This window comes from Bradyrhizobium sp. BRP22 (genome assembly GCF_020194175.1).
In the GTDB taxonomy this organism is placed as follows: domain Bacteria; phylum Pseudomonadota; class Alphaproteobacteria; order Rhizobiales; family Xanthobacteraceae; genus Bradyrhizobium.
On sequence record NZ_JADYVX010000009.1, the window covers coordinates 220,589 to 246,245 of the forward strand.

Genomic DNA, 25,657 nt, shown 5'->3' on the forward strand with positions numbered 1-25,657 from the left:
ATCTTATGAAATTGAGTTCATATTATCGTCAGCCATAGGCAGAACATGAGTTATATGCTCCTAGGTTTGGTATACCAGACAGGAGGAAATATGACGTCAATTGCATATGACTACAGGCAGGACGCACCAGGCCGTTCTGCCATCCGGGACGAGCTGCTGCTGATCGACGGCGCCCGCGTCCCGGCCATCTCGGGGCGCACGTTCAAGTCCCTCAATCCCGCGACCGAAGAGGTGATCGCGACGATCGCCGAAGGCGGTGCGGCGGACGTCGACCGCGCCGTCGCCGCCGCGCGCCGCGCGTTCGAAGGGCCGTGGCGTACCATGCGCGCAGCCGAGCGTGGCTACATCCTGCTGAAATGGGCCGGGCTGTTGAAGCAGCATGCCGACGAGATCGTCGAACTGGAAAGCCTCGACGCCGGCAAGCCGATCGCGGCGGTGCTGCGCCAGGATTTTCCGGCGGCGATCGACACGCTGACCTACTACGCCGGATGGGCCGATAAGATCGGCGGCGATGTGGTGTCCACCCGCGACGATGCGCTGACCTACACCGTCCGCGAGCCGGTCGGCGTGGTCGCTGCGATCGTGCCCTGGAATTTTCCGCTGATGATCGGCATGTGGAAGCTCGCGCCGGCGCTGGCGTGCGGCTGCACCATCGTCATGAAGCCGGCCGAGCTGACCCCGCTGTCAGCGCTGCGGATCGGCGAGCTCGCGCTCGAAGCCGGTCTGCCGCGCGGCGTGCTCAACATCGTCCCGGGGCCCGGCCGCATCGCCGGCGAGGCGCTGGTCAATCATCCTGACGTCGACAAGGTCACGTTCACCGGCTCGCCGGGCGTGGGGCGCGGCATCATGCGCGGCGCAGCCGGCAATTTCAAACGCGTGTCACTCGAGCTCGGCGGCAAGTCGGCCAATGTCATCTTCGATGATGCGAATCTGGATGCTGCCGCGAAGGCCGCGGCCGCCGGCATCTTCTTCAATGCCGGGCAGGTCTGCTCGGCCGGCTCGCGTGTTCTCGTGCAGGAGAGCGTCTATGACGAGGTGGTCGAACGGTTGGCCGCACGCGCGAGCGCGCTGCGCATCGGCGATCCCCAGGACCGCGCGACGGCACTCGGACCGGTGATCTCCGAGAAGCAGATGAAGACCATTCTCGACTATGTCGACATCGGCAAGAGGGAGGGCGCGCTGCTGGTGACCGGCGGTGAGCATGTCGGCGGTCGCGGCTATTTCATCAGCCCCGCGGTGTTCGCCAACGTCAAGCACGAGATGCGGATCTCACAGGAGGAGATCTTTGGTCCCGTCGTCAGCGTGATCAAGTTCAAGGACGAGGCCGATGCGCTCAGGATCGCCAACGGCACCGCCTACAGCCTTGCCGCCGGCGTCTGGAGCAGCGACATCGGCCGCGTGCAGCGTTTCGCAAAGCGCGCCCGGGCCGGCACGGTGTGGATCAACACCTATGGCTACACCGATGTGCGGCTGCCCTGGGGCGGCGAGCGCGATTCAGGTCTCGGCCGTGAGCACGGCACCGCCGCCATCGACAATTTCACCGAGCCCAAGGCGGTCTGGATGAACCTCAACGTTTGACGGCGTGAGAGGTCGGTGCGCGCGCCACGCTGTCGTCCCTGCGCAAAGCAGGGACCCATAACCACAGGAGGTTGTTGTGGCGCGAGCAAGCGGTTGCAGCGGAGCGCACCACAAAGTCCTGTGGTTATGGGTCCCGGGTCAAGCCCGGGACGACAAAGTGCATTGCCGCGACATTGCCGCACCAATCGTCTAAGGTCTGCCTCTCAAGCCAGCGAGGCGATCATGCGCAGCAAGAAATTCGGCCACCATGGCCCCGACGTTTCCGTGATCGGGCAGGGCACCTGGTATCTCGATCGCGGTGACCGCAAGGCGGCGGTCGCTGCCTTACGCCGTGGCATCGAGCTCGGCATGACCCACATCGACACCGCAGAGATGTATGGCGATGCTGAACTCGTGATCGCGGATGCCATCGCAGACCGACGCGACGAATTGTTCCTGGTCTCGAAGGTGTTGCCGAGCAACGCCTCGCGCCGTGGCACCATCACAGCCTGCGAGCGCTCGCTGAAGCGGCTGAGAACCGATCGGCTCGACTGCTATCTGTTGCACTGGCGTGGATCCTATCCGCTGGAGGACACCGTCGCGGCGTTCGAGGAACTGGCCGCAGCCGGGAAAATACGGTCCTGGGGCGTCAGCAATTTCGACGCCGATGATCTCGACGAGATCCTGGAAGTTTCGGATCAGGGCAGGATCGCCTGCAATCAGGTGCTCTATCACCTGCAGGAGCGCGCGATCGAACACGCGGTGATCCCCTGGTGCGAGCAGCACGGTGTCGCGGTCGTCGCCTATTCTCCGTTCGGCCACAATGATTTTCCCTCGCCGCGCAGCAAGGGCGGCGCGGTGCTGCAGGCGATCGCGGAGGCGCACAATGCGACGCCACGCCAGGTCGCGCTGGCCTTCCTCACCCGCGCGGCTTCTGTGTTTGCGATTCCCAAAGCGTCGAGCGCGGAACACGCAGCCGAGAACGCCGCGGCCGGCGACCTCGTGCTCAGCGGCAGCGAGATCGAAGCTTTGGACAAGGCATTTCCCCGCGGCCCGAAACCGCGCAGCTTGCCGATGTTGTAGCGAACACGATTGTTAACAAAGTGTTGCAACGGCGACGGCGAGTTGCCGCGCCGGCCGTAGCGTGCTGCTGCGCACATTCGCGCATATCGGAGTCCTGTTTTCAGCGCTTGTGGTTGCGCTCCGATTGGAGTTTTGTGGCACCTCGCCAGATTCGCTGGATATTGCCTTCGAGATTGCCGTGACTCCGCCCCCCGCCGCAGCCGCCAGGCTGGACAGCGCTCCACTGCCATTGCCTGCAAAGAAATCGCCTGCAAAGAAATCTTCCTCGCGCAAGGCGCCCGCGCGCGCCGACCGGCCGTTCAAGGGCATCGCCCTGATCCTGCTGTCGACGGTTTTCCTCGGCACCTCAGACGCCACCTCGAAATATCTGTCGGCGACGCTGCCCTCGATCGAGATCACCTGGATCCGCTTCCTGGTGTTCACGCTGATCATGTCGCCGGCAATGCTGCCCGGCTCGCCGCTCTATGCCATGCGCACCGGCAGCGTCGGCCTGCAATTCGTCCGCGGCGCCACGCTGCTCGGTTCCTCGCTGTTCTTCATCTCGGGCCTGCGCTTCCTCCCCATCGCGGAAGCATCCTCCACCAGCTTCGTGTCGCCGTTGTTCGTCACGGCGCTGTCGATCATTTTCCTCAGCGAAAAGGTCGGGCTGCGCCGCTGGATCGCGACCGGCGTCGGCCTTCTCGGCGTCCTCATCATCCTGCGGCCTGGCACCAGCGCGTTCCACGCCGCCGCCTTCTTCCCGCTGGTGTCGGCGTTGTGCTGGGCCTCGACGCTGATCATGACGCGCATGATCAGCGGCCGCGATGCCGCCATCACCACCATGGCCTATTCCGCCATCGTTGGCTTCGGCATCATGAGCATGATGGTGCCGTTCGCCTGGGTCACCCCGACCTGGCACGACATTCTTTTCGGCATCCTGATCGGCGTGGCCTCGACCGCCGGCCAGTGGATCGTGGTGCTGGCGTTCCGCTATGCCGATGCTTCGGTGCTGGCGCCGTTCTCCTACACGCAATTGCTGTGGGTCAGCCTGCTCGGCTTCTTCATCTTCGGTGAGGTGCCTGATGTCTGGACCATCACCGGCGCGGCGTTCATCGTCGCCTCCGGCCTTTACACCGCCCACCGCGAGCGCGTCCGTCACTCGCAGTTGTTGACCGTGCCCGGCGAGCCCTCGTCGAACGCCTGAGTGGATTGCCCGCACATTCGTTCTTCCCTTGGCAGGCGACCTGTGGAACAGGTGTAGCCAACAAGAAAGGGAGGAAACGATGCGCGCAGCGATTTTCAGGAACGGCGAAATCGTCGTCGATTACATGCCCGAGCCGAAGCCGGGCGCAGGGCAGGTGCTGGTGAAGTCGCTCGCATGCGGCATCTGCGGCTCCGATCTGCACGCGCGCAAGCACGCCCATCGCATGGCCGAGATGGCAAGGTTCTCTCCCGGCCGCAAGCCGATGGACCTCTCCCGCGACGTCGTGTTTGGCCACGAATTCTGCTGCGAGATCCTGGACTATGGTCCGCAGACCCAGCGCAGGTTCAAGCCGGGTGCGAAAGTGTGCTCACTGCCGGCGCTGCTGACGGAGCAGGGGCCGCAGGGCATCGGCTATTCCAACGACAACATCGGCGGCTATGCCGAGCGCATGCTGCTCAGCGAGGCGCTGCTGCTGGAGGTGCCGAACGGACTTCCGGCCGAGCACGCGGCGCTGACCGAGCCGCTGGCGGTCGGCGTGCATGCCGTGGCGAAAGCCAACATTGCGGGCGGCGAGGTGCCGTTGGTGATCGGCTGTGGGCCGGTTGGGCTCGCCGTGATCGCCGCGCTGAAGATCAAGGGCCTGCATCCGATCGTTGCCGCCGATTATTCGCCGGCGCGCCGTGTGCTTGCGGAAAAGCTCGGCGCCGATATCGTCGTCGATCCGGCGCGCTCGCAGCCCTATGCGACCTGGGCCGAGCATGCGCAGATGTCGGACGCGGAGAAGGCCGCGCGCCCGCCGCTGCAGGCGATGCTGCCGGCGCTGAAGCCCGCCTTGATCTTCGAATGCGTCGGGGTGCCGGGCCTGCTGCAGCAGGTGTTCGAGGGCGCCCCGCGCGATGCCCGTATCGTCGTGGTCGGCGTCTGCATGGAGACCGACCGCTCCGAGCCGATGCTCGGCATCATGAAGGAGCTCAACGTCCAGTATGTGCTGGGCTACACGCCGGAGGAATTTGCCGCTTCGCTCCGCCTGATCGCGGAAGGTCGGGTCGATGCCGCCTCCATGGTCACAGCCCGCGTCGGCATCGACGGCGTCGCGCAGGCCTTCGCCGATCTCGCCAATCCCGAAGCCCACACCAAGATCATCGTCGAACCCTGGCGGTAGGCTTGGTTTGCAGATTGCCAGACCCTCGCGGTGAGGAGCGAAGCAATCCGTCTCTCCGCTCGCTGAGGCATGGATTGCGTCGTCGCTGTCGCTCCACGCAATGCCGGTCGCTAGATCATGATCCGATTAAATGGAATCGGATCATGATCTCATCTCTTTGTCTGAGCATGATCTTTTCGGAAAACCGGTTTCCACTTTTCCGGATCATGCTCTAGAACTGCGCCGGAACGTACATCTCCGGCGGGATCGGGCCGCGGTGATAGTCGGGATTGCGCACGCGCGGCGGCAGCACGACCGGGATGTGCTGAACCGGGGCATACGGAATCTGGCTGAGCAGGTGCGAGATGCAGTTCAGCCGGGCGCGCTTCTTGTCCACGGCGTCCACGATCCACCACGGCGAGTCGCGCAGATGAGTGTGCTCCAGCATCGTCTCCTTGGCCTTGGTGTACTGTTCCCACCGCGACCGTGCCTCGACGTCCATCGGACTCAGCTTCCACTGCTTCAGCGGATCCTGGATCCGCATCATGAAGCGGAATTGCTGCTCGTCATCGGTGATCGAGAACCAGTATTTGACGAGGATGATCCCGGAGCGGATCAGCATCCGCTCGAACTCCGGCACCGATTTGAAGAACTCCTGATATTCCTCCTCGGTGCAAAAACCCATCACACGCTCGACGCCGGCGCGGTTGTACCAGCTGCGGTCGAACAGCACGATCTCGCCGCCGGCCGGCAGATGCGCGACATAGCGCTGGAAGTACCATTGCGTCCGCTCGCGTTCGCTCGGCGCGGGCAGGGCCGCGACACGGCAGACGCGCGGATTGAGGCGCTGGGTGATGCGCTTGATCACGCCGCCCTTGCCGGCGGAGTCGCGTCCCTCGAACAGGACCACGATCTTCTTCTTCTCGTGCTGCACCCAGTCCTGCAGCTTCACGAGCTCGCCCTGCAGCCGCAGCAGTTCCCGGAAGTAGAGCTTGCGATCGAGCGCCGGCAGGCCGCCGCGCGCGGCGTTGTCGAGGTCGTCCAGCCGGGTGTCGTCGAGCTCGAGTTCGAGCTCTTCGTCCAGATTGTCGGCGATTTCCTGGTTGATGCGCTCGCGCAGGGCGGCTTCGTCGATCGGAGTGGATGTGGTCATGAAGTGGCGTCTCTCTCGGCTGCTCACAGACGGGTGTGGACCCGCGGAATTGACGATGCTTCCGTGACATCGGGATGACGATGCCCTCACACTGTCATCGCAGCCGTGCTAATAAGCGCCGCCAACAACGAAACGGATGGGAGAAAGCCCGATGATCATGCTGACCGCCAAAGACATCCTGCCGGAGGACGGCACCAACGGCACGCTGGTCGGGCGCGTCTGGTTGCCGCAGCTTCAGGGTCCGCTCGTGGTCGCAATCCGCGGCGACGGCGTGTTCGATGTGACCGCGCGATTTCCGACCGTCAGCGCATTGTGCGAGGAGAGCGATCCGGCCGCCGCGCTGCGCGGCATCGGCGGCGAGCGCGTCGGCGATCTCGAAACCATCCTCGCCAACACGCCACCGGACCGCCGCGATCGGCGAAAGCCGTGGCTGCTCGCGCCGCTCGATTTGCAGGTGTTGAAGGCGGCCGGCGTCACCTTCGCCATTTCGATGCTGGAGCGCGTGATCGAGGAGCGGGCGCGCGGCAATCCGGCGTCCGCGGAGGCGATCCGCAAAGAGGTGGTGCGGCTGGTTGGCGACGATCTCTCCAAGCTCAAGCCCGGCTCGGAGCAGGCGATGCGGCTGAAGCAGGTGCTGATCGAGCAGCAGGCCTGGAGCCAATATCTGGAAGTCGGCATCGGCCCCGATGCGGAGGTGTTCACCAAGGCGCCGGTGTTGTCCTCGGTCGGCACCGGCATGGATGCCGGCCTGCATCCGAAATCGACCTGGAACAATCCGGAGCCGGAGGTCGTGCTCGTCGCATCGAGCCGTGGCAACATCGTCGGTGCCACGCTCGGCAACGACGTCAACCTGCGCGACTTCGAGGGACGTTCGGCGCTGCTGCTCTCCAAGGCCAAGGACAACAACGCCTCCTGCGCGGTCGGCCCGCTGCTGCGACTCTTCGATGCCAGTTTCACGCTCGACCATGTGCGGAACATGGATGTCGGCCTGACCGTGAAGGGACCGGACGGCTTCGTCCTCGAGGGCCACTCATCGATCAGCAAGATCAGCCGCGATCCGACCGATCTCGTGGCGCAGACCATCGGTCCGGTGCATCAGTACCCCGATGGCTTCGCGCTGTTCCTCGGCACCATGTTCGCACCGGTGAAAGACCGCGACGCGCCCGGCCAGGGCTTTACCCACAAGCGCGACGACATCGTCACGATCGCAGCCCCCGAGCTCGGCAAGCTCGTCAACCGCATGCGCCCAAGCGACGAATGCGAACCCTGGACGTTCGGCATCTCGGCATTGATGAAAAGCCTCGCAGTCCGCGGTTCGTAGGGCCGGGTAACCCACCGTGCCTTCTCGCGGCAACTACCGCCGTCATTCCGGGGCGCGCGCAGCGCGAGCCCGGAATCCATCGCGCGGCAGATGCAAGCGGCGAAATGGATTCCGGGCTCGTCCTTCGGACGCCCCGGAATGACAACCCCCGTCATTGCGAGCCATCGGGCGGCGCTAACGCGCCGATCTGGTGGCTCGCAATGACGATGTGGCTACTTTGGGTGCGACAAATCAACCCGACGGGCAAATCACCCGAAAGTCTGTCCAGCCCTTTGCTAAAAAATATTCCGCTTCCGTCGTCGGGCAAATCAGCACTATGACTCCGCGCGTCTCACGCGAATGAGGGGCGGCTCGCGATCGTCACGAACGTTGCGGTGAGATGCGGTGGACGCGATGCGTGTGACTGACGAGCACGCGCGTCACGGACGGCGAAGTCGTGTGGTTCTGGCGCCCCGACGCTGGCGCTAAGCTTCTTGCGAAGTGATGGTGGCAAGAAAGCCCGGTCACCAGGGAGAGCACGAAGTAAGCTGTAAACCATCGCGCAGGGAAAGCCGGTGTTGCTCCGGTTGACCTGTGGTCCTACCCCCGTGCTTTTTGTTGCACGGGGCCCACGGGTGCAACCGGCACCCGGCTTTCCCTGCGCCCTCACTTCAATGAGAGGGTGAAACGAGATGCAGACCTCGGGCACATCATGCCGCGAGAACGCCAATTCACATCCTCACTCCACCGTCATGCCCGCGAAGGCGGGCATCCAGTATCCTGCGGCCCGGCATAAGCACTGACGTCTCTGGAATACTGGATCGTCCGCCGGAGCCTGTCATCGGGCGGCGCTTTGCGCCGACCCGGTGGCGGACGATGACAGCGGAGAGCTGTTTGACATTTGAATCAGAACTCGCCGTCCGTCATTGCGAGGAGCGAAGCGACGAAGCAATCCATGCCTCCACGTGCCGAGAGATGGATTGCTTCGTGGAGCCTGTCATCGGGCGGCGCTTCGCGCCGACCCGGTGGCTCGCAATGACGACTTTGTCCTGAAGGCAACAATCGCAGGATGGGTAGAGCGAAGCGAAACCCATCATTCGTGCCGCTTGCTCCATCGCGATGGGTTTCGCTGCGCTCTATCCATACTACGGAATCGCAACGCCTCACACCGGCAGTGCGATCGAATACTTCACCTGGCTCAGCGCAAAGCTCGATTCGATCGAGGCGATGCCGTCGAGCCGCGTCAGCTTGTTTTTCAGGAAGGCCTCATAGGACGAGAGATCGGCGGCGACGACGCGCAGGAGATAGTCGCGATTGCCGGTCATCAGATAGCATTCCAGCACTTCGTCCCACTTCGAGATCGCGCGCGCGAAGCGGTTGAGGTCTTCCTCCTTCTGCCGCGCCAGCTTGATCGAGATGAAAACGCTGACATGCAGTCCCAGCGCCTTCTGGTCGACGGTTGCGATATAGCGCGTGATCACGCCGCGCTCCTCGAGCAGCTTCACGCGACGGTGACATGGCGAGACCGACAGGCCGACCTTGTCGGCCAGCTCCTGCATGGTCATGCGGCTGTCGGTCTGGAGCAGGCTGAGGATCTTGCGGTCGATGGCGTCTAGCGCTGGCATTGGGATGAACTCGCAGTTTGAAAGCAGGACGTGGGAATTTATCCCAATCTCGGACAGGTTGTCGCAAGGATTTGAGATTTTTGCCGATGGCAGCCCCGCTAAAATCGACGCATAGTCAGTCACGCCCGGAGCATGACCATGGGAATTGCGCCTGCACGCCTGGAGATGTTGTCCGCGCTGGCGCGGAAAGTGCTTTGGCTGTCCTCCTGGACGATCCATCACGCCAACCATATCCGCCCCAATGCGGATGGGCTGAAGGTCGGCGGCCACCAGGCCTCGTCAGCCTCGCTCGCCAATATCATGTCGGCGCTCTATTTCTCGGTGCTGCGCCCGCAGGACCGCGTCGCGGTGAAGCCGCATGCGAGCCCGGTGTTCCATGCGATCCAGTATCTGTTCGGGCATCAGACCCGCGAGAAGCTGGAGAATTTCCGCGGCTACAAGGGCGCGCAGTCCTACCCGTCGCGCACCAAGGACGCCGACGACGTCGATTTCTCGACCGGCTCGGTCGGTCTCGGCGTGGCGCAGACGCTGTTCGCCTCGCTGGTGCAGGACTACGTCAAATCGCATGGCTGGATGCAGGACCGGCCCGAGGGCCGCATGATCGCGCTGGTCGGCGACGCCGAGATGGATGAGGGCAACATCTTCGAGGCGCTGCTGGAGGGCTGGAAGCACGGCCTGCGCAACACCTGGTGGGTGGTCGACTATAACAGGCAGTCGCTCGACGCCGTCGTGCGCGAAGGATTGTGGGCGAAGTTCGAAACCATGTTCCGGAATTTCGGCTGGGACGTGGTGATCGTCAAATACGGCAAGCTGATGCTCGAGGCCTTCGCCGAGCCGGGTGGGGAGGCGTTGAAGCGCTGGATCGATAATTGCCCGAACCAGATGTATGCCGCGCTCTGCTTCCAGGGCGGCGCCGCGTTCCGCAAGCACCTGCAGGACGACATCGGCGACCAGGGACTGGTCTCGGCGCTGATCGACCGGCGCAGCGACGAGGACTTGCTGGCGCTGATGTCCAATCTCGGTGGCCATGACATGGCGAGCATGATCGAGGCGTTCGAAGCGATCGACCATGACCGCCCGGTCTGCTTCATCGCCTACACCATCAAGGGCGTCGGCCTGCCGTTCCAGGGCCACAAGGACAACCACGCCGGCCTGATGACGGTCGCGCAGATGGAGAAATGGCGCGCCAGCCAGAACATCCGGCCGGGCCATGAGTGGGAGAAGTTCGAAGGCCTGTCGCAGGATGCCGCCGAGCTCGAAGCGTTCCTCGCCGAGGCGCCGTTCAACCGCGAGGGGCGCCGCCGGCTGGAAGCGCCGGTGATCGAGGTGCCGCCGCAGCTTGCCTTCAAGCCCGCCGCGCAGATGTCGACGCAGCAGGGCTTTGGCCTGGTGCTGAACGAGATCGCGCGCGGCGACAGCGCGCTTGCTTCCCGCATCGTCACGGTATCGCCCGACGTCACCGTCTCGACCAATCTCGGCGCCTGGGTCAACCGCCGCGGCCTGTTCGCGAAGGCGGAGAACCACGATCTGTTCCGGCAGGAGAAGATCCCCTCCGCCTATACCTGGGAATATTCGCCGAAGGGCCAGCATTTCGAGCTCGGCATCGCCGAGATGAACCTGTTCATCCTGCTCTCGGCGCTCGGGCTGTCGCACCAGATCAACGGCGAGCGGCTGCTGCCGGTCGGCACGCTCTACGATCCCTTCATCGAACGCGGCCTCGATGCGTTGAACTATGCCTGCTACCAGGATGCGCGTTTCATGGTGGCGGCGACGCCATCGGGCGTGACGCTGGCGCCCGAAGGCGGCGCGCATCAGTCGATCAAGACGCCGCTGATCGGCATCGGCCAGGATGGGCTTGCCGCATTCGAGCCGGCGTTCGTCGATGAGCTCGCGGTGATCATGGCGTTCGGTTTCGACCACATGCAGCGCGAGGGCGTTGACGGCGGTTCGGTCTATTTGCGACTGTCGACCCGCACCATCGAGCAGCCGCAGCGGATCATGACGGGCGAGCTGCAGCGCGACATCACCGACGGCGCCTATTGGCTGCGGCGGCCGGGGCCGAACTGCGATATCGCGGTCGCCTATACCGGTGCGGTCGCGCCGGAGGCGATCGAGGCTGTCGGCTTCATCGGCGAGAGCCATCGCGACGTCGGCCTGCTTGCGATCACCTCCGCCGACCGGCTGCATGCGGGATGGACCGCCGCACGGAATTTGCGCCGCGATCGGCGCGGCGTGCAGCATCTCAGCCATGTCGAAAAGCTGCTCGCGCCATTGCATCGGGACTGCGGCCTCGTCACCGTGCTCGATGGCCACCCGGCTTCGCTCGGCTGGCTCGGGAGCGTGCGAGGCCACCGCGTCGAGGCGTTGGGGGTGGAGCATTTCGGCCAGACCGGCTCGATCGGCGATCTCTACCGCCACCACGGCATCGACGCCAACGCCATCATCGACGCCGCCGAAGCGGTTACCGTCGGCGCCCCCGTGCGGCACCGCAAAATGGCGGTGTGAGGCACAACGGGAGGGGAAGGAGCGACAGCGGGCCGTCTTGCCACCATCACGAGGCTGATCTTATATCCGGTGCCCGCCGCCGCGCGGCGCACCGCATATGGCGGGTTCAACTGATCAAGCTTTCGTGCAAGGATGCCTGCCGAACGCTTCCGTTCTGTTCTCCATACGCCCCGCACAAGAGGTTTCCGATGGTCAACCGCCTGCAATTCTATATCGACGGCGCCTGGGTCGATCCCGTCGTCAAGAAGTCCACCCCCGTCATCAATCCGGCGACCGAAGAGGCGATGTATGAAGTGGCGCTCGGCTCCAAGGCCGACGTCGACAAGGCGGTGGCCGCCGCCAAGCGTGCCTTCGAAACCTATTCGCAGACCAGCCGCGAGGAGCGCGTCGCGCTCTTGACCAAGATCGTCGAGGTCTACAAGGGCCGCATGAAGGAAATCGGCGCCGCCGTCTCCGACGAGATGGGCGCCCCGTTGCCGATGGCGGAGAAGCTGCAGGCCGGCGCCGGCCTCGGCCATCTCATGAACACCCTGGAAGTGCTCAAGAAGTACGAGTTCGAGGAGACCATGGGCACAGCCGTGATCGTGCGCGAGCCGGTCGGCGTCGTCGGCATGATCACGCCCTGGAACTGGCCGCTGAACCAGATCGCCTGCAAGGTCGCGCCGGCGCTCGCGGCCGGCTGCACCATGATCCTGAAGCCGTCCGAGTTCACGCCGACCTCGGCACTGATCTTCGCCGAAATCCTCGACCAAGCCGGCGTGCCGAAGGGCGTGTTCAACCTGATCAACGGCCTCGGTCCCGAAGTCGGCGCCGCCATGAGCGAGCACCCGGACATCGACATGATCTCGTTCACCGGCTCGACCCGCGCCGGCGTCGACGTTGCCAAGCGCGCCGCGCCGACCGTGAAGCGCGTCAGCCAGGAACTCGGCGGCAAGTCGCCGAACGTCATCCTCGATGACGCCGACCTCGCGAAGGCGGTGACCGGCGGCGTGATGCACATGTTCAACAATTCCGGCCAGTCCTGCAACGCGCCGTCGCGGATGATCGTGCCGCTGTCGAAGATGAAGGAAGTGGCTGCGATCGCCAAGGGCGTCGCCGACAAGACCAAGGCCGGTGATCCCCGCGCTGCGGACACCAACATCGGTCCGGTTGTCAACCGCGGCCAGTGGGACAAGATCCAGGCGCTGATCCAGAAGGGCATCGATGAAGGCGCAACCCTGGTCGCCGGCGGTCCCGGCCTGCCGGAGGGCGTCAACAAGGGCTTCTATGTCCGCCCGACCATCTTCGCCGACGTCACCAACGACATGACGATCGCCCGCGAGGAAATCTTCGGACCGGTGCTGACCATCATCGGCGCCAAGGACGAGGAAGACGCCGTCCGCATCGCCAACGACACGCCCTATGGTCTCGCGGGCTATGTCTCTGCCGGCACCGTCGAGCGCGCGCGCAAGGTCGGCCGCCAGATCCGCGCCGGCAACGTCAACCTGCAGGGCGTTCCGAACGAACGCACCGCGCCGTTCGGCGGCTACAAGCAGTCCGGCAACGGCCGCGAGTGGGGCAAGTATGGCCTCGAGGAATATCTCGAGGTGAAGGCCGTCGCCGGCTTCAACGCGGCGTAAGCCTTTCGCGAACCATGCGACGCTGGGGCACGAGTCCCAGCGTCATTGCGAGGAGCGAAGCGACGAAGCAATCCATGCCTCCGCAACTGGTGAGATGGATTGCTTCGTCGCTGCGCTCCTCGCAATGACGGAGAAACCAGACTACCCGCCGAGCGCGCCTTGCGTGTTGACGTAGAGCGCATAGATCGACTGGCTGGCGGCCATGAACAGGCGGTTGCGCTGCAAGCCGCCGAAGCAGAGGTTGGCGCAGCGCTCGGGCAAGGCGATCCGGCCGATCATGACGCCGTCGGGCGCGAACACGACGACGCCGTCGAGTTCGGGATCGCCCATGCCCCAGCCGCACCAGAGGTTGCCGTCGATGTCGCAGCGCATGCCGTCCGGCGTGCCCGGGCCGGCATCGACGAAGACCCGCTTGTTGGCAACCTTGTCGCCGCTGGGCGCGACGTCATAGGCAAGGATCTTGCGGTTCGGCGCCCCGCGGGATTCCACGATGTAGAGGATCTTTTCATCCGGCGAGAAGCACAGCCCGTTCGGCCCCAAAATTCCTTCAGCCACGATGGTCGCTCTGCCGGTCTCGCCGTCGATCCGGTAGACGTTGGCATCGATCTCGGGCTCGGCCTTGTAGCCTTCATAGTTGCCGAGCAGGCCGAAGATGGGATCGGTGAACCAGATCGAGCCGTCGGACTTCACGACAACGTCATTGGGCGAGTTCAGCCGTTTGCCGCCAAAGGAGTCCATCAACACCGTGATCGATCCGTCATATTCGGTGCGCACCACGCGGCGGCCGCCGTGCTCGCAGGTGACCAGCCGGCCCTGGCGATCGCGGGTGTTGCCATTGGCGAAGTTCGAAGGCTTGCGGAAAATGCTGACCGCGCCGGTTTCCTCTTCCCACTTGATGATGCGCTGGTTGGGGATGTCGCTGCAGAGGAGATAACGTCCGTCACCGAACCAGACCGGGCCCTCGGCCCAGCGCAGGCCGGTGGTCAGCCGTTCCACCGCCGAGAGTTTGAGCCAGTATTTCTCGAAGCGCGGATCGAGCGCATGGATCGCGGGATCGGGATAGAACGTCGCCGGACGCCAGCCGGTGGAATGCGTATCGGACATTTGCTGTTCTCGTTGTGATGTTTCCTCGCGCCTCATTTTGCTATCATTGTCGGACAGCGACCGCAAATCGGCGGCAACAACGAAGGAAGAAACGAGGGAAGAAATGCCACGCATCCTGATGACCGGCGCGGCCGGCGGTATCGGCACCAGCCTGCGCAAGCTGCTGCCGCCGATCTATCCCGACCTCGTGCTCAGCGGTCTCAAGACGCCGGCCGATCTCGACGCAAACGAAACGTTCAAGCCCGCCGATCTCGCCGACCTCGCGCAGGTCGAGGCGATCTGCGAGGGCGTCGACGGCATCCTGCATTTCGGCGGCTATTCGGTCGAGGGCCCCTGGGATTCCATCCTGCAGTCCAACATCATCGGCTGCTACAATCTGTTCGAGGCCGCTCGTAAAAAGGGCGTGAAGCGCGTGGTCTTCGCCTCCTCGAACCACGCGGTCGGCTTCTATCCGCGCCATCACCGCATCGGCACCGATGTCACCGCGCGTCCCGACAGCCGTTACGGCGTCAGCAAGGTCTTCGGCGAAGCGGTCGGGGCGCTCTATGCCGACAAGCATGGATTGAAGGTGACGTGCCTGCGCATCGGAAATTTCGGCGACAAGCCGCTTGATCATCGCCGGCTCTCGATCTGGCTGAAGCCCGAAGACCTGATGCAGCTCTGCCGCATCGGGCTCGAGCATCCCGACATCCATTTCGAGATCCTTTACGGCGCCTCATACAACGAACGCGCCTGGTGGGACAATCACCGCGCCTACGATCTCGGCTACCGCCCGACCGGCCGCGCGGAAGACTTCCGCGAGCATGCCATGGCGGAACAGGCCAGACTGCCAGCCGATCCGGTTGCCGACTTCTACCAGGGTGGCACGTTCTGCGGCATGGAGTTCGATGGCGACAAGAGCCGGATCATTGATTGGAAGTAGCGTCGGCAGACTTCAACATTGACAACGACCTGCGCGGGTTCTAGTGCCCGCCCGCAAGATCAGAGGACGAACAAATGGCTGAAGGACTGCGCAAGGGGCTGACGAGCTATGGGGACGCCGGGTTCTCGCTGTTCCTGCGCAAGGCCTTCATCAAGGCGATGGGCTATTCGGACGACGCCCTCGACCGCCCCATCGTCGGCATCACCAACACCTATAGCGACTACAATCCCTGCCACGGCAACGTCCCGCAGATCCTCGAGGCGGTGAAGCGCGGCGTGATGCTGTCAGGCGCGATGCCGTTCGTGTTCCCGACGATTTCGATCGCGGAAAGCTTTGCGCATCCGACCTCGATGTATCTGCGCAACCTGATGGCGATGGATACCGAGGAGATGATCCGCGCGCAGCCGATGGACGCGGTCGTCGTCATCGGCGGCTGCGACAAGACGCTGCCGGCCCAGATCATGGCTGCCGTCAGCGCCGACCTGCCGACAGTGGTCATTCCGGTCGGGCCAATGGTGGTCGGCCATCACAAGGGCGAGGTGTTGGGGGCCTGCACCGATTGCCGACGGCTGTGGGGTAAATACCGCGCCGGCGAGATCGACGACACCGAGATCGAGGCGGTCAACGGCCGGCTCGCGCCGTCGGTAGGCACCTGCATGGTGATGGGCACCGCCTCCACCATGGCCTGCGTCACCGAGGCGCTCGGCCTGTCGTTGCCGATGAGCGCGACCATCCCTGCGCCGCATGCCGAGCGCTTCCGCTCGGCGGAAGCGAGTGGCAGGGTTGCGGCCGCGATGGCAAAGGCCAAGGGGCCGAAACCGAGCGAAATCCTGACGCCGGCGTCATTCCGCAATGCGCAGGTCGTGATGCAGGCGATCGGCGGCTCGACCAATGGTCTCATCCATCTGACTGCCATCGCACATCGCTCGCCATACAAGATCGACCTCGAAGCTTTCGACAAGCTTGGCCGCGAGGTGCCGGTGCTGGTCGACCTGAAGCCGTCGGGCGAGCATTACATGGAGCATTTCCATCATGCCGGCGGCGTGCCGAAGTTGATGGCGCAGCTCGGCGATCTCATCGATCTCGATGCGAAAACCATCACCGGACAGACGCTGCGCGAGGTCGTCGCGGCGGCCGAGGAGGTGCCGGGGCAGGATGCGATCCGCTCGCGCCAGAATCCGATCAAGGCCGAAGGCGCGATGGCCATCCTGCACGGCAATCTGGCGCCGCGCGGTGCGGTCATCAAGCAATCCGCGGCGAGCCCGAAGCTGTTGCAGCATACGGGGCGCGCCGTCGTGTTCGAATCCGTGGAAGACATGACGCGGCGCGTCGATGATCCCGAATTGGATGTCACCGCCGACGACGTGCTGGTGCTGCGCAATGCCGGGCCCAAAGGCGCTCCGGGGATGCCTGAGGCGGGATATCTGCCGATCCCGAGGAAGCTCGCGCGGGCCGGTGTGAAAGACATGGTGCGGATTTCGGATGCGCGCATGAGCGGCACGGCATTCGGCACTATCGTGCTGCACATCACCCCTGAATCGGCCGTCGGCGGTCCGCTGGCACTTGTGAAGAACGGTGACATGATCCGGCTCGATGTCGCAAAGCGTAGCATCGAACTGCTGGTTGACGAGGCCGAACTGCAGAAGCGCCGCGCCGCACTGCCGCCGCGGGCTACGCCTGACTGGGCCAGGCGCGGCTATGCGCACCTGTTCAACGAGACCATCCTGCAGGCCGACGAGGGCTGCGACTTCGACTTCATGCGTGCCGGCGGGAAAGAATAGCGTTCGATCCTATTTCGACTTGCTGGTGAATTTTTTCACGGCAACGCGAAATTCGTCTGTTTGCATGCAGTCGATGATGGCATCGCGCTCGGCGTCCAGCTGTGCCTGGATCGGCGTTGTCGGCGCGCGATGGATCAAGGCCTTCGTCGCGGCCAGCCCGGCCGGCGCGGTCTGTGCGAGTCTGAGCGCAAACTCGCGCGTCGCGGCCTTCAACTCGACTGCCGGAACGACCTTTGCGACGAGGCCCCAGTCGTAGGCCTGCGCCGCCGAAAAACTGTCCTCGGCCAGGAAGACCTGCAGCGCGCGGCGAGGGCCGACGCTCGCGGCGAGGCCGACGGTGCCGCCGCCATCGGGCGAAACGCCGATCTTGGCATAGGCCGGCGTGAAGCGCGCGTCTTCAGCCGCGATGCAGAGATCGGCAACGAAAGCCAGCGACAGGCCTGCACCGGCCGCCGAGCCGTGCACGCTCGCCAGCACGAGCTTGGGCATCCGCCGGAGCGTCGCGATGAAGGCGTGGTAGTGCTTGAGCAACTCCCCGACGACCGAGTTGACATCATTGGCCTCAACTGCCGCGCCAATCGTTTGCAGATCGCCGCCGGCGCAAAAAGCGCGGCCTGCGCCTTCGATGACCAGCACGCGGATATTGTCGTTGCGCTCGACGTCAGCGCCAAACTGCTCGAGTTTCTTTGCGATCGAGAGATCGATCGCGTTGAAGGCCGCCGGCCGGTTGAGCGTGATCGTGGCAATCGCACCGTCGATGTTGAGCAGCGCCGGTTCGGTCGCGGTGGCGTCGGGTGTCGGCATGGGGGCCTCCAGGCAGGACGGTTGTCAGGCATTTAAGTCTCAGAGGGGAGGGGTGACAATCCCGCCCGCCATAAAATGGCACCTTATTTCGTCTCGCCGCCGGAAACGCTCTTGCATCGCGGCAAAGCATGAGGCCAAATGGCGCTCGCCATCATCTGAGACGCGGACACGAGCGCCGCGAGGGTGAGGCGACAAGCCACATCAGCGGAGAGAGGAAACGGCGTGGGTTGCTCCTGTGCGTCTGCAAACGGGCTGTCGCGATGACGGCAGGACCGGTGATCATCGTCGGCGCGGGACACGCCGGCTTCCAGCTTGCTGCGTCCCTGCGGCAGGACGGCTTTGCCGAGCGCATCGCGCTCATCAATGACGAAGGCCATCTGCCGTACCAGCGGCCGCCTTTGTCGAAGGCTTACCTGAAGGGAACCAGCGGCCCGGAAACGCTGGTGTTCCGGCCGGAAAAGTTCTACCACGAGCACAACATCGATCTGGTCACTGATCGCGCCGCCTCGATCGACCGTGCCGCGCGAAAGCTCACGCTTCATTCCGGCACCTCGCTCGATTACGGGCACCTGGTGCTGGCGACCGGCGCGCGCAACCGGCTGCTCGATATCCCCAACGCCAATCTGGAGGCGGTGCGCTACCTGCGCACCCTGGACGAGAGCGAGGCGCTGCGGCATCTGCTCAAGCCCGGACTCCGCGTCGTTGTGATCGGCGCCGGCTTCATCGGGCTGGAGTTCGCCGCGACCGCGCGCGCAAAGGGCCTCGAGGTCGACGTGGTTGAACTGGCCGCACGCGTCATGGCGCGCGCGGTGACCGCGGAAATCTCCGACTATTTCCAGTCGAGGCATACAGCGACCGGCATCCGCATCCATCTCGGCGTTCAGGTCACGAGCATCGAGGCCACCGATGGCAGGGTGACCGGCGTCAGCCTCAGCGACGGCCGGCATATCCCGGCCGACCTCGTCGTGGTCGGCGTCGGCGTCTTGCCGAATGTCGAGCTCGCAGCGGAGGCGGACCTGCAGGTCGCGTCGGGCATCATCGTCGACGAGCACCTGCTCACGACCGATCCGAATATCTCTGCAATCGGCGATTGCGCGCTGTACAAGAGCGAGCGGTTCGGTGGCTCGTTGCGGCTCGAGTCGGTGCAGAACGCGACAGATCATGCACGCTGCGTCGCCGCGCGGCTCACGGGTCACGCCAAAGCGTATGACGGGCTGCCGTGGTTCTGGAGCGACCAGGGGCCGGACAAATTGCAGATGGCGGGCCTGACCACCGGCTATGATCGCGTCGTCGTACGCGGCGATCGCGAGCAGGGGCAGTTCTCGGCGTTCTGCTACCGCGACGGCCATCTCGTCGGCATCGAATCCGTCAACCGCGCCGGCGACCACATGTTCGGCCGAAGATTGCTCGGCGCTGGCGGCTCGATCACGCCGGAGCAGGCGGCCGATCCGAGCTTCGATCTGAAGAGCGCATTGAAGTGATGCCTTAGAGCGTTTTCGAGCGAAGTGGAGACCGGTTCGCGTGAAGAAAACGCGTCAAAACAAGAATCTAGAGCTTCGGTTCTGATTCAATCAGAACCGAAAATGCTCTAGGGTGGGCAAAGGGGCGTGTCCACCCTACGCATCGAGTATGTTCGCGACCTCCGCCGCCGTCGGCATCGACGGCGCGGCGCCCATTCGTTGCACGCAGATGGATGCGGCGGCATTGGCGTAATCGAGCGCGTGATGAAGGCCGCTTCCGACGGCGAGTTGCGATGCCAGTGCGCCGACGAAGCAATCGCCGGCGCCGGTGGTGTCGATCGCCTTGACTTCACGGCCCGGCACCATCAGCGGCTCGCCTTGCACCAGCGCCAGCACGCCGCGCTTGCCTAGCGTGATGCAGACGATCTTGTCTCTCCCCGCCAATGAACGGGCTGCATCGGTGAAGCGGTCGCGGCTGTCGCTGTCGCGCAGCTCGCGCCCTGTGAGGAAGCCGAGCTCGGTCTCGTTGAGAATGAGGATATCGACGAGGTCGAGCAATTGACGATCAAATTTGCTGGCCGGTGCGGGATTGAGGATCGTGGTCGCGCCACCGGCGCGAACGCTCTTGAAGAAGGTGGCGATAGTCGCCTGCGGGATCTCGAACTGGCTCACCGCAACGTCGCCCTTTGCCAACACGGGTGCCGCGACATCGTCGGCATCAACCAGCGCATTCGCGCCAGGCACCACGACGATGGTGTTGTCCGCGTCGGCAACGGTGATGATCGCGGTGCCCGTATGTGTCTCGGCCGTGTCCTTGACGAAGCTGAGGTCGACGCCCTGGACTGCAAGGAATGTCCGCAACTGTTCTCCAAAGGCGTCCTTGCCGAGGCGGCCAATCAGCGTGGTTGGCGCGCCGAGCTTGGCGGCGGCGACGGCCTGGTTGGCGCCCTTGCCGCCAGGGAAATAGAGCAGGGCGCTGCCCGCGACGGTCTCGCCGACGCGCGGGTGGCGCTCGGCGGCCGCCACCACATCCATGTTGATGCTGCCGGCGACAAAAACCCGGCCCATGTCTAAGAGCGCTCCCTATGCGCTGACCTGAAACTCGCGCTTCACCGCTTCGATGTCGGCGAGCGTGGGCAGACCTGCCTCGTTGCCGAGCTTCTGGATCTTGTAGGTCGAGGCCGCGCGCGCGAACTCGAAATGATCCTTCCAGGTTTTGCCGGGATGCGCGAGGTAGGAATGGATGTATGCGCCGTGAAAAACGTCTCCTGCGCCGTTGGTGTCGATCACGCGGTCGCGCGGGATCGGCAGCGCAGGCATGGTGCGGACCACGCCGGCTTCGTCATACCACAGCAGGCCGCGTTCACCCATCGTGACGCCGCCGACCCGGCAGCCACGACTCTTCAGATAATCCAGCATGTGCTCAGGCGTCTTGTCCATCTGCTCGCAGAGGCGCTCGGCGACGATCGCGACGTCGATATATTCCAGCAGCTCGTGGGTGTTGGTGCGCAGGCCGCCGCCGTCGAGCGACGTCAGGATGCCGTCCTCGCGGCAGAGCCTTGCATAATGAATGGCAGCGTCCGGCTGGTGGCCATCGATATGCAGCGCGCGGCAGCCCTTCAGGTTCAAGAGCGGGAAGGGATGGATATGCTCGTCGTCGCGGCAGCGGACGATGGCGCGCTTGCCGTCCTTCGGCATGATGAAGGACAGCGAGGAAGAGTTGACCTTGCGCGGGTGGACCGAGATTCCGTATTTCGCCGCCATGTCCCAGAACATCCGCCCGAGCCAATCATTCGCCATGGTGGCGATCAGATCCGGCACGATGCCGAGCTTGGCGCAGCAAAATGCCGCAGTGACCGCGTTGCCGCCAAAGGAGACCGCGTAGGCGTCGGCTACATGTTTCTCGTCGCCAGTCGGCACATGGTCGGTGATGAAGGTGACGTCGATATAGGTCTGTCCGATGAAGAGAGCCTGCATTCGTTTTCCGTCGTGGGGTGATGGGTGGGTCCCGGCGGCAGCTTCAGCTTAGCACCGCTTATTATGTGCGTTCGCTGAAATTATTCGCAACCATGCCGTCTTTGCGGCTTGAGATGGCCCACTGAGGGGACTACCACCGTTTTTCGGTTTTGCCAGCATGCCGCCCGATAACGGGCGGCGGCTGTTCTGAGTTCCTGGTTGTAAGACAAAGGGGGCACAATGACCGTATATTCCGGGCCGGTGTTCGAGATGGCGGCGAACCAGTTCAACGTGATCGCCAACCACCTCGAAATCCCGATGGACGAGCGCGAGCGGCTGCTGATGCCGAAACGGTCCGTCACCGTGTCCTGCCCGATCCACCGCGACGATGGCACAGTGGCGGTGTTCGAAGGCTACCGCGTGCAGCACCACCTCACGATGGGGCCGACCAAGGGCGGCACCCGCTTTGCGCCCTCCGTCGACATCGGCGAGGTCGCCGCGCTCGCGATCTGGATGAGCTGGAAATGCGCTCTCGTCGGCCTGCCCTATGGCGGTGCCAAGGGTGGCGTCAATGTCGATGTGACCCAGATTTCCAAGCGCGAACTGGAGTCGCTGTCGCGCCGCTATATGCAGGAGATGATTCCCTTTGTCGGCCCGCATACCGACGTGATGGCTCCGGACATGGGCACCAATGAGCAGGTGATGGCCTGGTTCATGGACACCTATTCGATGTACCAGGGCCAGACTGTGACCGAGATCGTCACCGGCAAGCCGGTGTCTTCCGGCGGCACGCTCGGCCGGCGCGAGGCGACCGGGCGCGGCGTGGCCTATCTTGCGAGACGGGTGCTGAAGGAGCTTGCGATCAATCCCTCCGGCGCCACCGCCGTGGTCCAGGGTTTCGGCAATGTCGGCTCCTATGCGGCGCTGGAACTGCAGAATTATGGTCTCAAGATCACCGCAGTCTCCGATCACACCGGCGCGCTCTACGACGAGAAAGGCCTCGACATTCCCGCGCTGATGCATCATGCGCAGCTGCATGGCAGCATCGCCGGCTTCTCCAACGAGCTGCATTTCGACCCCGCCGAGGTGCTGACGCTTCCCTGCGACGTACTGGTGCCGGCAGCGATGGAGCGCGTGATCGACGCCCGCGTCGCGAGCAGGCTCAGGTGCCGCGTGCTGGCGGAAGGCGCCAACGGACCGACCACGCCGGAGGCCGATCTGGTCCTGGACAAGCGCCGCAATGAGATCTTCCTCATTCCCGATATCCTCTGCAATTCCGGCGGCGTGGTGGTCAGCTACTTCGAATGGGTGCAGGATCTGCAGCAATTGTTCTGGGAAGAGGAGGAGGTGATGCGGCGCGAATACCAGATCCTCGATCGCGCATTCGAGACGATGCTGAAGCGCGCGAAAGCCGACAACATCCCGCATCGCACCGCGGCGATGGCGATCGGGGTGGAGAAGGTCCGTGCTGCCAAGAACACGCGAGGGCTGTTCCCATGATCACCGCACTTGACCATGTCGTCGTCCTGACCGGCGATATCGAAGCGGCAACGGCGGCGTACGAGACGCTGTTCGCGCGCTCGCCGGCGTGGAAGAACGTCAGCGATGGCGCCGCGCGGGTGCTGTTCACGCTCGATAATACCTCGCTGGAGTTGATGGCGCCGAGCGGCGAAGGCGACAACGCGGGCCGCATCCGGGCCGTGCTGGCATCGCAGGGCGAGGGGCTCGCGAGCCTGTGCTTCCGCACCAACGACATCACAAGGATGCATCGCCGGCTGGAGCGGCTGACGCTGCGGCCGGAGCCGGTCTCGGAGGTGGAAAGCCAGGACGAGATTTCCGGCGTGACGCTGTCGTGGAAGCGCACCCGCGCTGCCACCGATGCGACGCGCGGCGTGCGGATGTTCTTCCTCGAGCGCGAGAAGGAGCGCCCGCTCTCGGTCCGCACCCAGCCCGCAGGCATCACCGCGATGGATCATGTGGTCGTCGCGACCGCCGATCCCGAACGCGCCGCCGCGCTCTATGGCGCTCGCCTTGGCCTCGACATGGCGCTCGATCGTTCGCATGCAGATTGGGGCCGGCTGATGTTCTTCCGCTGCGGCGATCTGATCGTCGAGGTTGCGCACAAGCCCGGCAAGGCCGAGGCCGATGCGCCGGACCGTCTGCGCGGCGTCTGCTGGCGCGTCACCGACATCGACGCCACGCATGCCCGGCTCGTTGCCGCCGGCGTGGACGTCTCGGAGATCCGCACCGGCCGCAAGCCGGGCACGCGCGTGATGACCGTGCGCACCGGCACCTGCAGCGTGCCGACGCTGCTCGTGCAGCCGTCCGCTCCCGTCGTAGCGTAGCGATTCGCTCACGCCTCCCGCCGTTGTCGTCCGGGGCAAGCCCTGAACGATGCCGTCATTCCGGAGGCGTCCGAAGGACGAACCCGGAATCCATGTCGCCGCCTGCGCTGTGGCCAGATGGATTCCGGGTTCGCGCGTACGCGCGGCCCGGAATGACGGCTGGTGGGCATGCGTGATTCATTCTCAAACGCTCTCGGTCGTGCTACATCCAACGTTCCGACTGAATTGAGCGATCCGATTGGCCAAGACAAAGCGAGTTCTGAAGTGGCAGCGTGACCCCGAGGGGATGCGGCTGCGCATCCTGGAGGCGGCGAAGGCGGAGTTTGCCGCCCATGGGCTCGCCGGCGCGCGCGTCGACAGCATCGCCAAGAAGGCGGGCGCCAACAAGCGCATGCTCTATTATCACGTCGGCAACAAGGAAGACCTCTATCTCGAGGTGCTCGAGGGCGCCTATGAGAAGATCCGTGCCGAGGAGCGCGGCCTCGATCTCGAACATCTGGAGCCGCCCGAGGCGATCGCGCGGCTGATCGACTTCACCTGGAACTATTTCATCCGCAACCCGGAATTCCTGGCGCTGCTGAATACCGAGAACCTTGCCAAAGCGCGGCATTTGAAACGTTCGACCAAGGTCAAATCGATGCATTCGCCGTTCGTCGAGATGATCCGCACCGTGGTGACACGCGGCGTGGAGAGCGGCGATTTCCGCGCCGCGGTCGATCCGGTGCAACTTTACATCTCGATCGCCGCGCTCGCCTTCTTCTATCTCTCCAACAGCGCGACGCTGAGCGTGATCTTCGGCCGCGATCTGTTGTCGAAAGACGCCCGCGACGAGCGGCTGTCGCACATGATCGCGCTGGTCCTGGCGGCGCTGACAGGAAAGTCGATCGCGACGTTCGGAAAGAGCAAGGCGCCGAAGCTGCAGGTAACGGCGCAGCAGGCGGTTTAGCGAAACGCCGCAGCCCGGATGGAGCGCAGCGAAATCCGGGACGTCGCATCGCGGGGCCGCCGATCCCGGATTGCGCCGCGCTTCATCCGGCTACGGGCTGATACTCGTACAATTACAAAGCCCGTGGTTACGGGTCCCGGCTCAAGGCCGGGACGACATCAGGTTTTTTGCAGCAGCGAACGTCTCTGCGGCGATTTTGCCGCGCGGGATCGGGCTGGACAGTATTTATCCAACGGGTTAATTTCCGATCCGAGAAGCGATCAAGCAGGGATGCGGAACGTGACGGAGAGCAAGGAGGCGGGCAGCCTGTCGAGGCTGCTCAATGCGGCGTGGGTGCGCCCATTTCTGTTCCTGGTATTCATTGTGGTGGCCTGGGACCTCGCCATCCGCCTGTTCCAGATTCCCGCCTACCAGATCCCGGCGCCGGGCGATGTCGTCGCCGTGCTGCGCACGGAGTGGCCGGAACTGCTCCGGCAGTCGTGGCCGACAACGTATGCGACGATCTGCGGCTTCCTGTTGTCGGCCGTGTTCGGCATTCCCGTCGCGATGCTGATTGCGGGATCGAAGACGGTGGAGAGCTATGTCTATCCGCTCCTGGTATTCTCGCAGTCGGTGCCGAAAATCGCGATCGCGCCGCTGTTTGTCGTGTGGTTCGGTTTCGGCATCATCCCGAAGGTAATCTCGGCGTTCCTGCTCGGCTTCTTCCCGGTGGTCGTCTCGGCGGTGCAGGGATTCAAGTCCGTTGACCCCGACATGGTCGATCTCGCGCGCGCGATGCAGGGCAGCCGCTTCCAGGTGTTCCGCGCCGTCAATTTGCCGCATGCAATGCCCGCGATCTTTTCCGGACTGAAAGTGTCGGTGACGTTGGCGGTGGTCGGCGCCGTCGTCGGCGAGTTCGTCGGCTCCAATTCCGGCATCGGCTATGTGATGCAGCGCTCGATTGGAACCTTTGATCTGCCGACGATGTTCGCCGCGCTGGTGATCCTGGCGCTGCTCGGCGTCGTCCTGTTCTGGATTGTCGACCGCATCGAGCGCCTGGTTATTCCCTGGCATGTCAGCCAGCGCGAGGACATTATTTTCGCTTCGTGAGTTACCCGGAAAGACAACAGCATAAGGTTTGTCGTCATTGCGAGCGCAACGAAGCAATCAATAGCCCGCCAGTGGCCAGTGGAG

20 protein-coding genes are annotated in these 25,657 nt (G+C 64.1%); 14 read left to right on the forward strand and 6 right to left on the reverse strand.

The window, feature by feature from the left end; translation table 11 throughout:
- The first annotated feature begins 90 nt into the window (after positions 1-90).
- From I6F35_RS15045 to I6F35_RS15060, 4 genes are all read left to right on the forward strand, one after another.
- Positions 91-1,578 carry an aldehyde dehydrogenase family protein gene (locus I6F35_RS15045; protein ID WP_225118452.1) on the forward strand — a complete coding sequence of 496 codons (1,488 nt, stop codon included), beginning with the start codon at positions 91-93 and terminating at the stop codon, positions 1,576-1,578.
- A 222-nt stretch (positions 1,579-1,800) separates the two neighbouring features.
- Positions 1,801-2,640 (forward strand): aldo/keto reductase, encoded by an 840-nt coding sequence (locus tag I6F35_RS15050; protein ID WP_225118453.1) that lies wholly within the window; start codon positions 1,801-1,803, stop codon positions 2,638-2,640.
- Between the two features lie 178 nt (positions 2,641-2,818).
- Positions 2,819-3,823 carry a DMT family transporter gene (locus I6F35_RS15055; RefSeq protein ID WP_225118454.1) on the forward strand — a complete coding sequence of 335 codons (1,005 nt, stop codon included), beginning with the start codon at positions 2,819-2,821 and terminating at the stop codon, positions 3,821-3,823.
- Positions 3,824-3,902: 79 nt separating this feature from the next.
- Positions 3,903-4,985 carry a zinc-binding dehydrogenase gene (locus I6F35_RS15060; protein ID WP_225118455.1) on the forward strand — a complete coding sequence of 361 codons (1,083 nt, stop codon included), beginning with the start codon at positions 3,903-3,905 and terminating at the stop codon, positions 4,983-4,985.
- 211 nt (positions 4,986-5,196) lie between these two features.
- Here I6F35_RS15060 and ppk2 read toward each other — a convergent pair whose 3' ends face one another.
- Positions 5,197-6,117, reverse strand: coding sequence for a polyphosphate kinase 2 (gene ppk2, locus I6F35_RS15065; RefSeq protein WP_225118456.1), 921 nt, complete (start codon positions 6,115-6,117; stop codon positions 5,197-5,199).
- Positions 6,118-6,268: 151 nt separating this feature from the next.
- On the opposite strand from ppk2, the gene I6F35_RS15070 reads away from it, so the two are divergent.
- Positions 6,269-7,438, forward strand: a complete 1,170-nt coding sequence (locus I6F35_RS15070; RefSeq protein ID WP_225118457.1) for a fumarylacetoacetate hydrolase family protein — start codon at positions 6,269-6,271, stop codon at positions 7,436-7,438.
- A 1,142-nt stretch (positions 7,439-8,580) separates the two neighbouring features.
- On the opposite strand, the gene I6F35_RS15075 is transcribed toward I6F35_RS15070, so the two are convergent.
- A complete protein-coding gene (locus tag I6F35_RS15075; RefSeq protein ID WP_028165031.1) occupies positions 8,581-9,042 on the reverse strand; it encodes an Lrp/AsnC family transcriptional regulator in 462 nt (153 codons plus the stop codon).
- A gap of 138 nt (positions 9,043-9,180) precedes the next feature.
- Here I6F35_RS15075 and I6F35_RS15080 point away from each other — a divergent pair, with 138 nt between their 5' ends.
- Entirely contained in the window at positions 9,181-11,547 is a 2,367-nt protein-coding gene (locus I6F35_RS15080; RefSeq protein WP_225118458.1) for a transketolase, read from the forward strand.
- A gap of 188 nt (positions 11,548-11,735) precedes the next feature.
- Complete coding sequence (locus I6F35_RS15085) at positions 11,736-13,166, forward strand: aldehyde dehydrogenase family protein (protein WP_225118459.1); 1,431 nt, start codon at positions 11,736-11,738, stop codon at positions 13,164-13,166.
- Positions 13,167-13,307: 141 nt separating this feature from the next.
- Here I6F35_RS15085 and I6F35_RS15090 read toward each other — a convergent pair whose 3' ends face one another.
- Positions 13,308-14,270, reverse strand: coding sequence for an SMP-30/gluconolactonase/LRE family protein (locus I6F35_RS15090; protein WP_225118460.1), 963 nt, complete (start codon positions 14,268-14,270; stop codon positions 13,308-13,310).
- A gap of 103 nt (positions 14,271-14,373) precedes the next feature.
- Here I6F35_RS15090 and I6F35_RS15095 point away from each other — a divergent pair, with 103 nt between their 5' ends.
- Positions 14,374-15,192 (forward strand): NAD(P)-dependent oxidoreductase, encoded by an 819-nt coding sequence (locus I6F35_RS15095; protein WP_225118461.1) that lies wholly within the window; start codon positions 14,374-14,376, stop codon positions 15,190-15,192.
- Between the two features lie 74 nt (positions 15,193-15,266).
- Positions 15,267-16,973 (forward strand): IlvD/Edd family dehydratase, encoded by a 1,707-nt coding sequence (locus I6F35_RS15100; protein WP_225118462.1) that lies wholly within the window; start codon positions 15,267-15,269, stop codon positions 16,971-16,973.
- A 9-nt stretch (positions 16,974-16,982) separates the two neighbouring features.
- On the opposite strand, the gene I6F35_RS15105 is transcribed toward I6F35_RS15100, so the two are convergent.
- Positions 16,983-17,777 carry an enoyl-CoA hydratase-related protein gene (locus tag I6F35_RS15105; RefSeq protein ID WP_225118463.1) on the reverse strand — a complete coding sequence of 265 codons (795 nt, stop codon included), beginning with the start codon at positions 17,775-17,777 and terminating at the stop codon, positions 16,983-16,985.
- Between the two features lie 260 nt (positions 17,778-18,037).
- On the opposite strand from I6F35_RS15105, the gene I6F35_RS15110 reads away from it, so the two are divergent.
- On the forward strand, positions 18,038-19,258 hold the full coding sequence (locus tag I6F35_RS15110; RefSeq protein WP_225118464.1) for an FAD-dependent oxidoreductase: 1,221 nt from the start codon (positions 18,038-18,040) through the stop codon (positions 19,256-19,258).
- A 135-nt stretch (positions 19,259-19,393) separates the two neighbouring features.
- On the opposite strand, the gene rbsK is transcribed toward I6F35_RS15110, so the two are convergent.
- On the reverse strand, positions 19,394-20,305 hold the full coding sequence (rbsK, locus tag I6F35_RS15115) for a ribokinase (RefSeq protein WP_225118465.1): 912 nt from the start codon (positions 20,303-20,305) through the stop codon (positions 19,394-19,396).
- Between the two features lie 15 nt (positions 20,306-20,320).
- Positions 20,321-21,214, reverse strand: a complete 894-nt coding sequence (locus tag I6F35_RS15120) for a sugar kinase (protein WP_225118466.1) — start codon at positions 21,212-21,214, stop codon at positions 20,321-20,323.
- 219 nt (positions 21,215-21,433) lie between these two features.
- Here I6F35_RS15120 and I6F35_RS15125 point away from each other — a divergent pair, with 219 nt between their 5' ends.
- From I6F35_RS15125 to I6F35_RS15140, 4 genes are all read left to right on the forward strand, one after another.
- On the forward strand, positions 21,434-22,693 hold the full coding sequence (locus I6F35_RS15125; protein WP_225118467.1) for a Glu/Leu/Phe/Val dehydrogenase: 1,260 nt from the start codon (positions 21,434-21,436) through the stop codon (positions 22,691-22,693).
- A complete protein-coding gene (locus I6F35_RS15130; protein ID WP_225118468.1) occupies positions 22,690-23,538 on the forward strand; it encodes a VOC family protein in 849 nt (282 codons plus the stop codon). Before I6F35_RS15125 ends, I6F35_RS15130 begins: the two co-directional genes overlap by 4 nt.
- A 238-nt stretch (positions 23,539-23,776) precedes the next feature.
- Complete coding sequence (locus I6F35_RS15135; RefSeq protein ID WP_225118469.1) at positions 23,777-24,484, forward strand: TetR/AcrR family transcriptional regulator; 708 nt, start codon at positions 23,777-23,779, stop codon at positions 24,482-24,484.
- 279 nt (positions 24,485-24,763) lie between these two features.
- Positions 24,764-25,573 carry an ABC transporter permease gene (locus tag I6F35_RS15140; RefSeq protein ID WP_225118470.1) on the forward strand — a complete coding sequence of 270 codons (810 nt, stop codon included), beginning with the start codon at positions 24,764-24,766 and terminating at the stop codon, positions 25,571-25,573.
- The last annotated feature ends 84 nt before the right edge of the window (positions 25,574-25,657 follow it).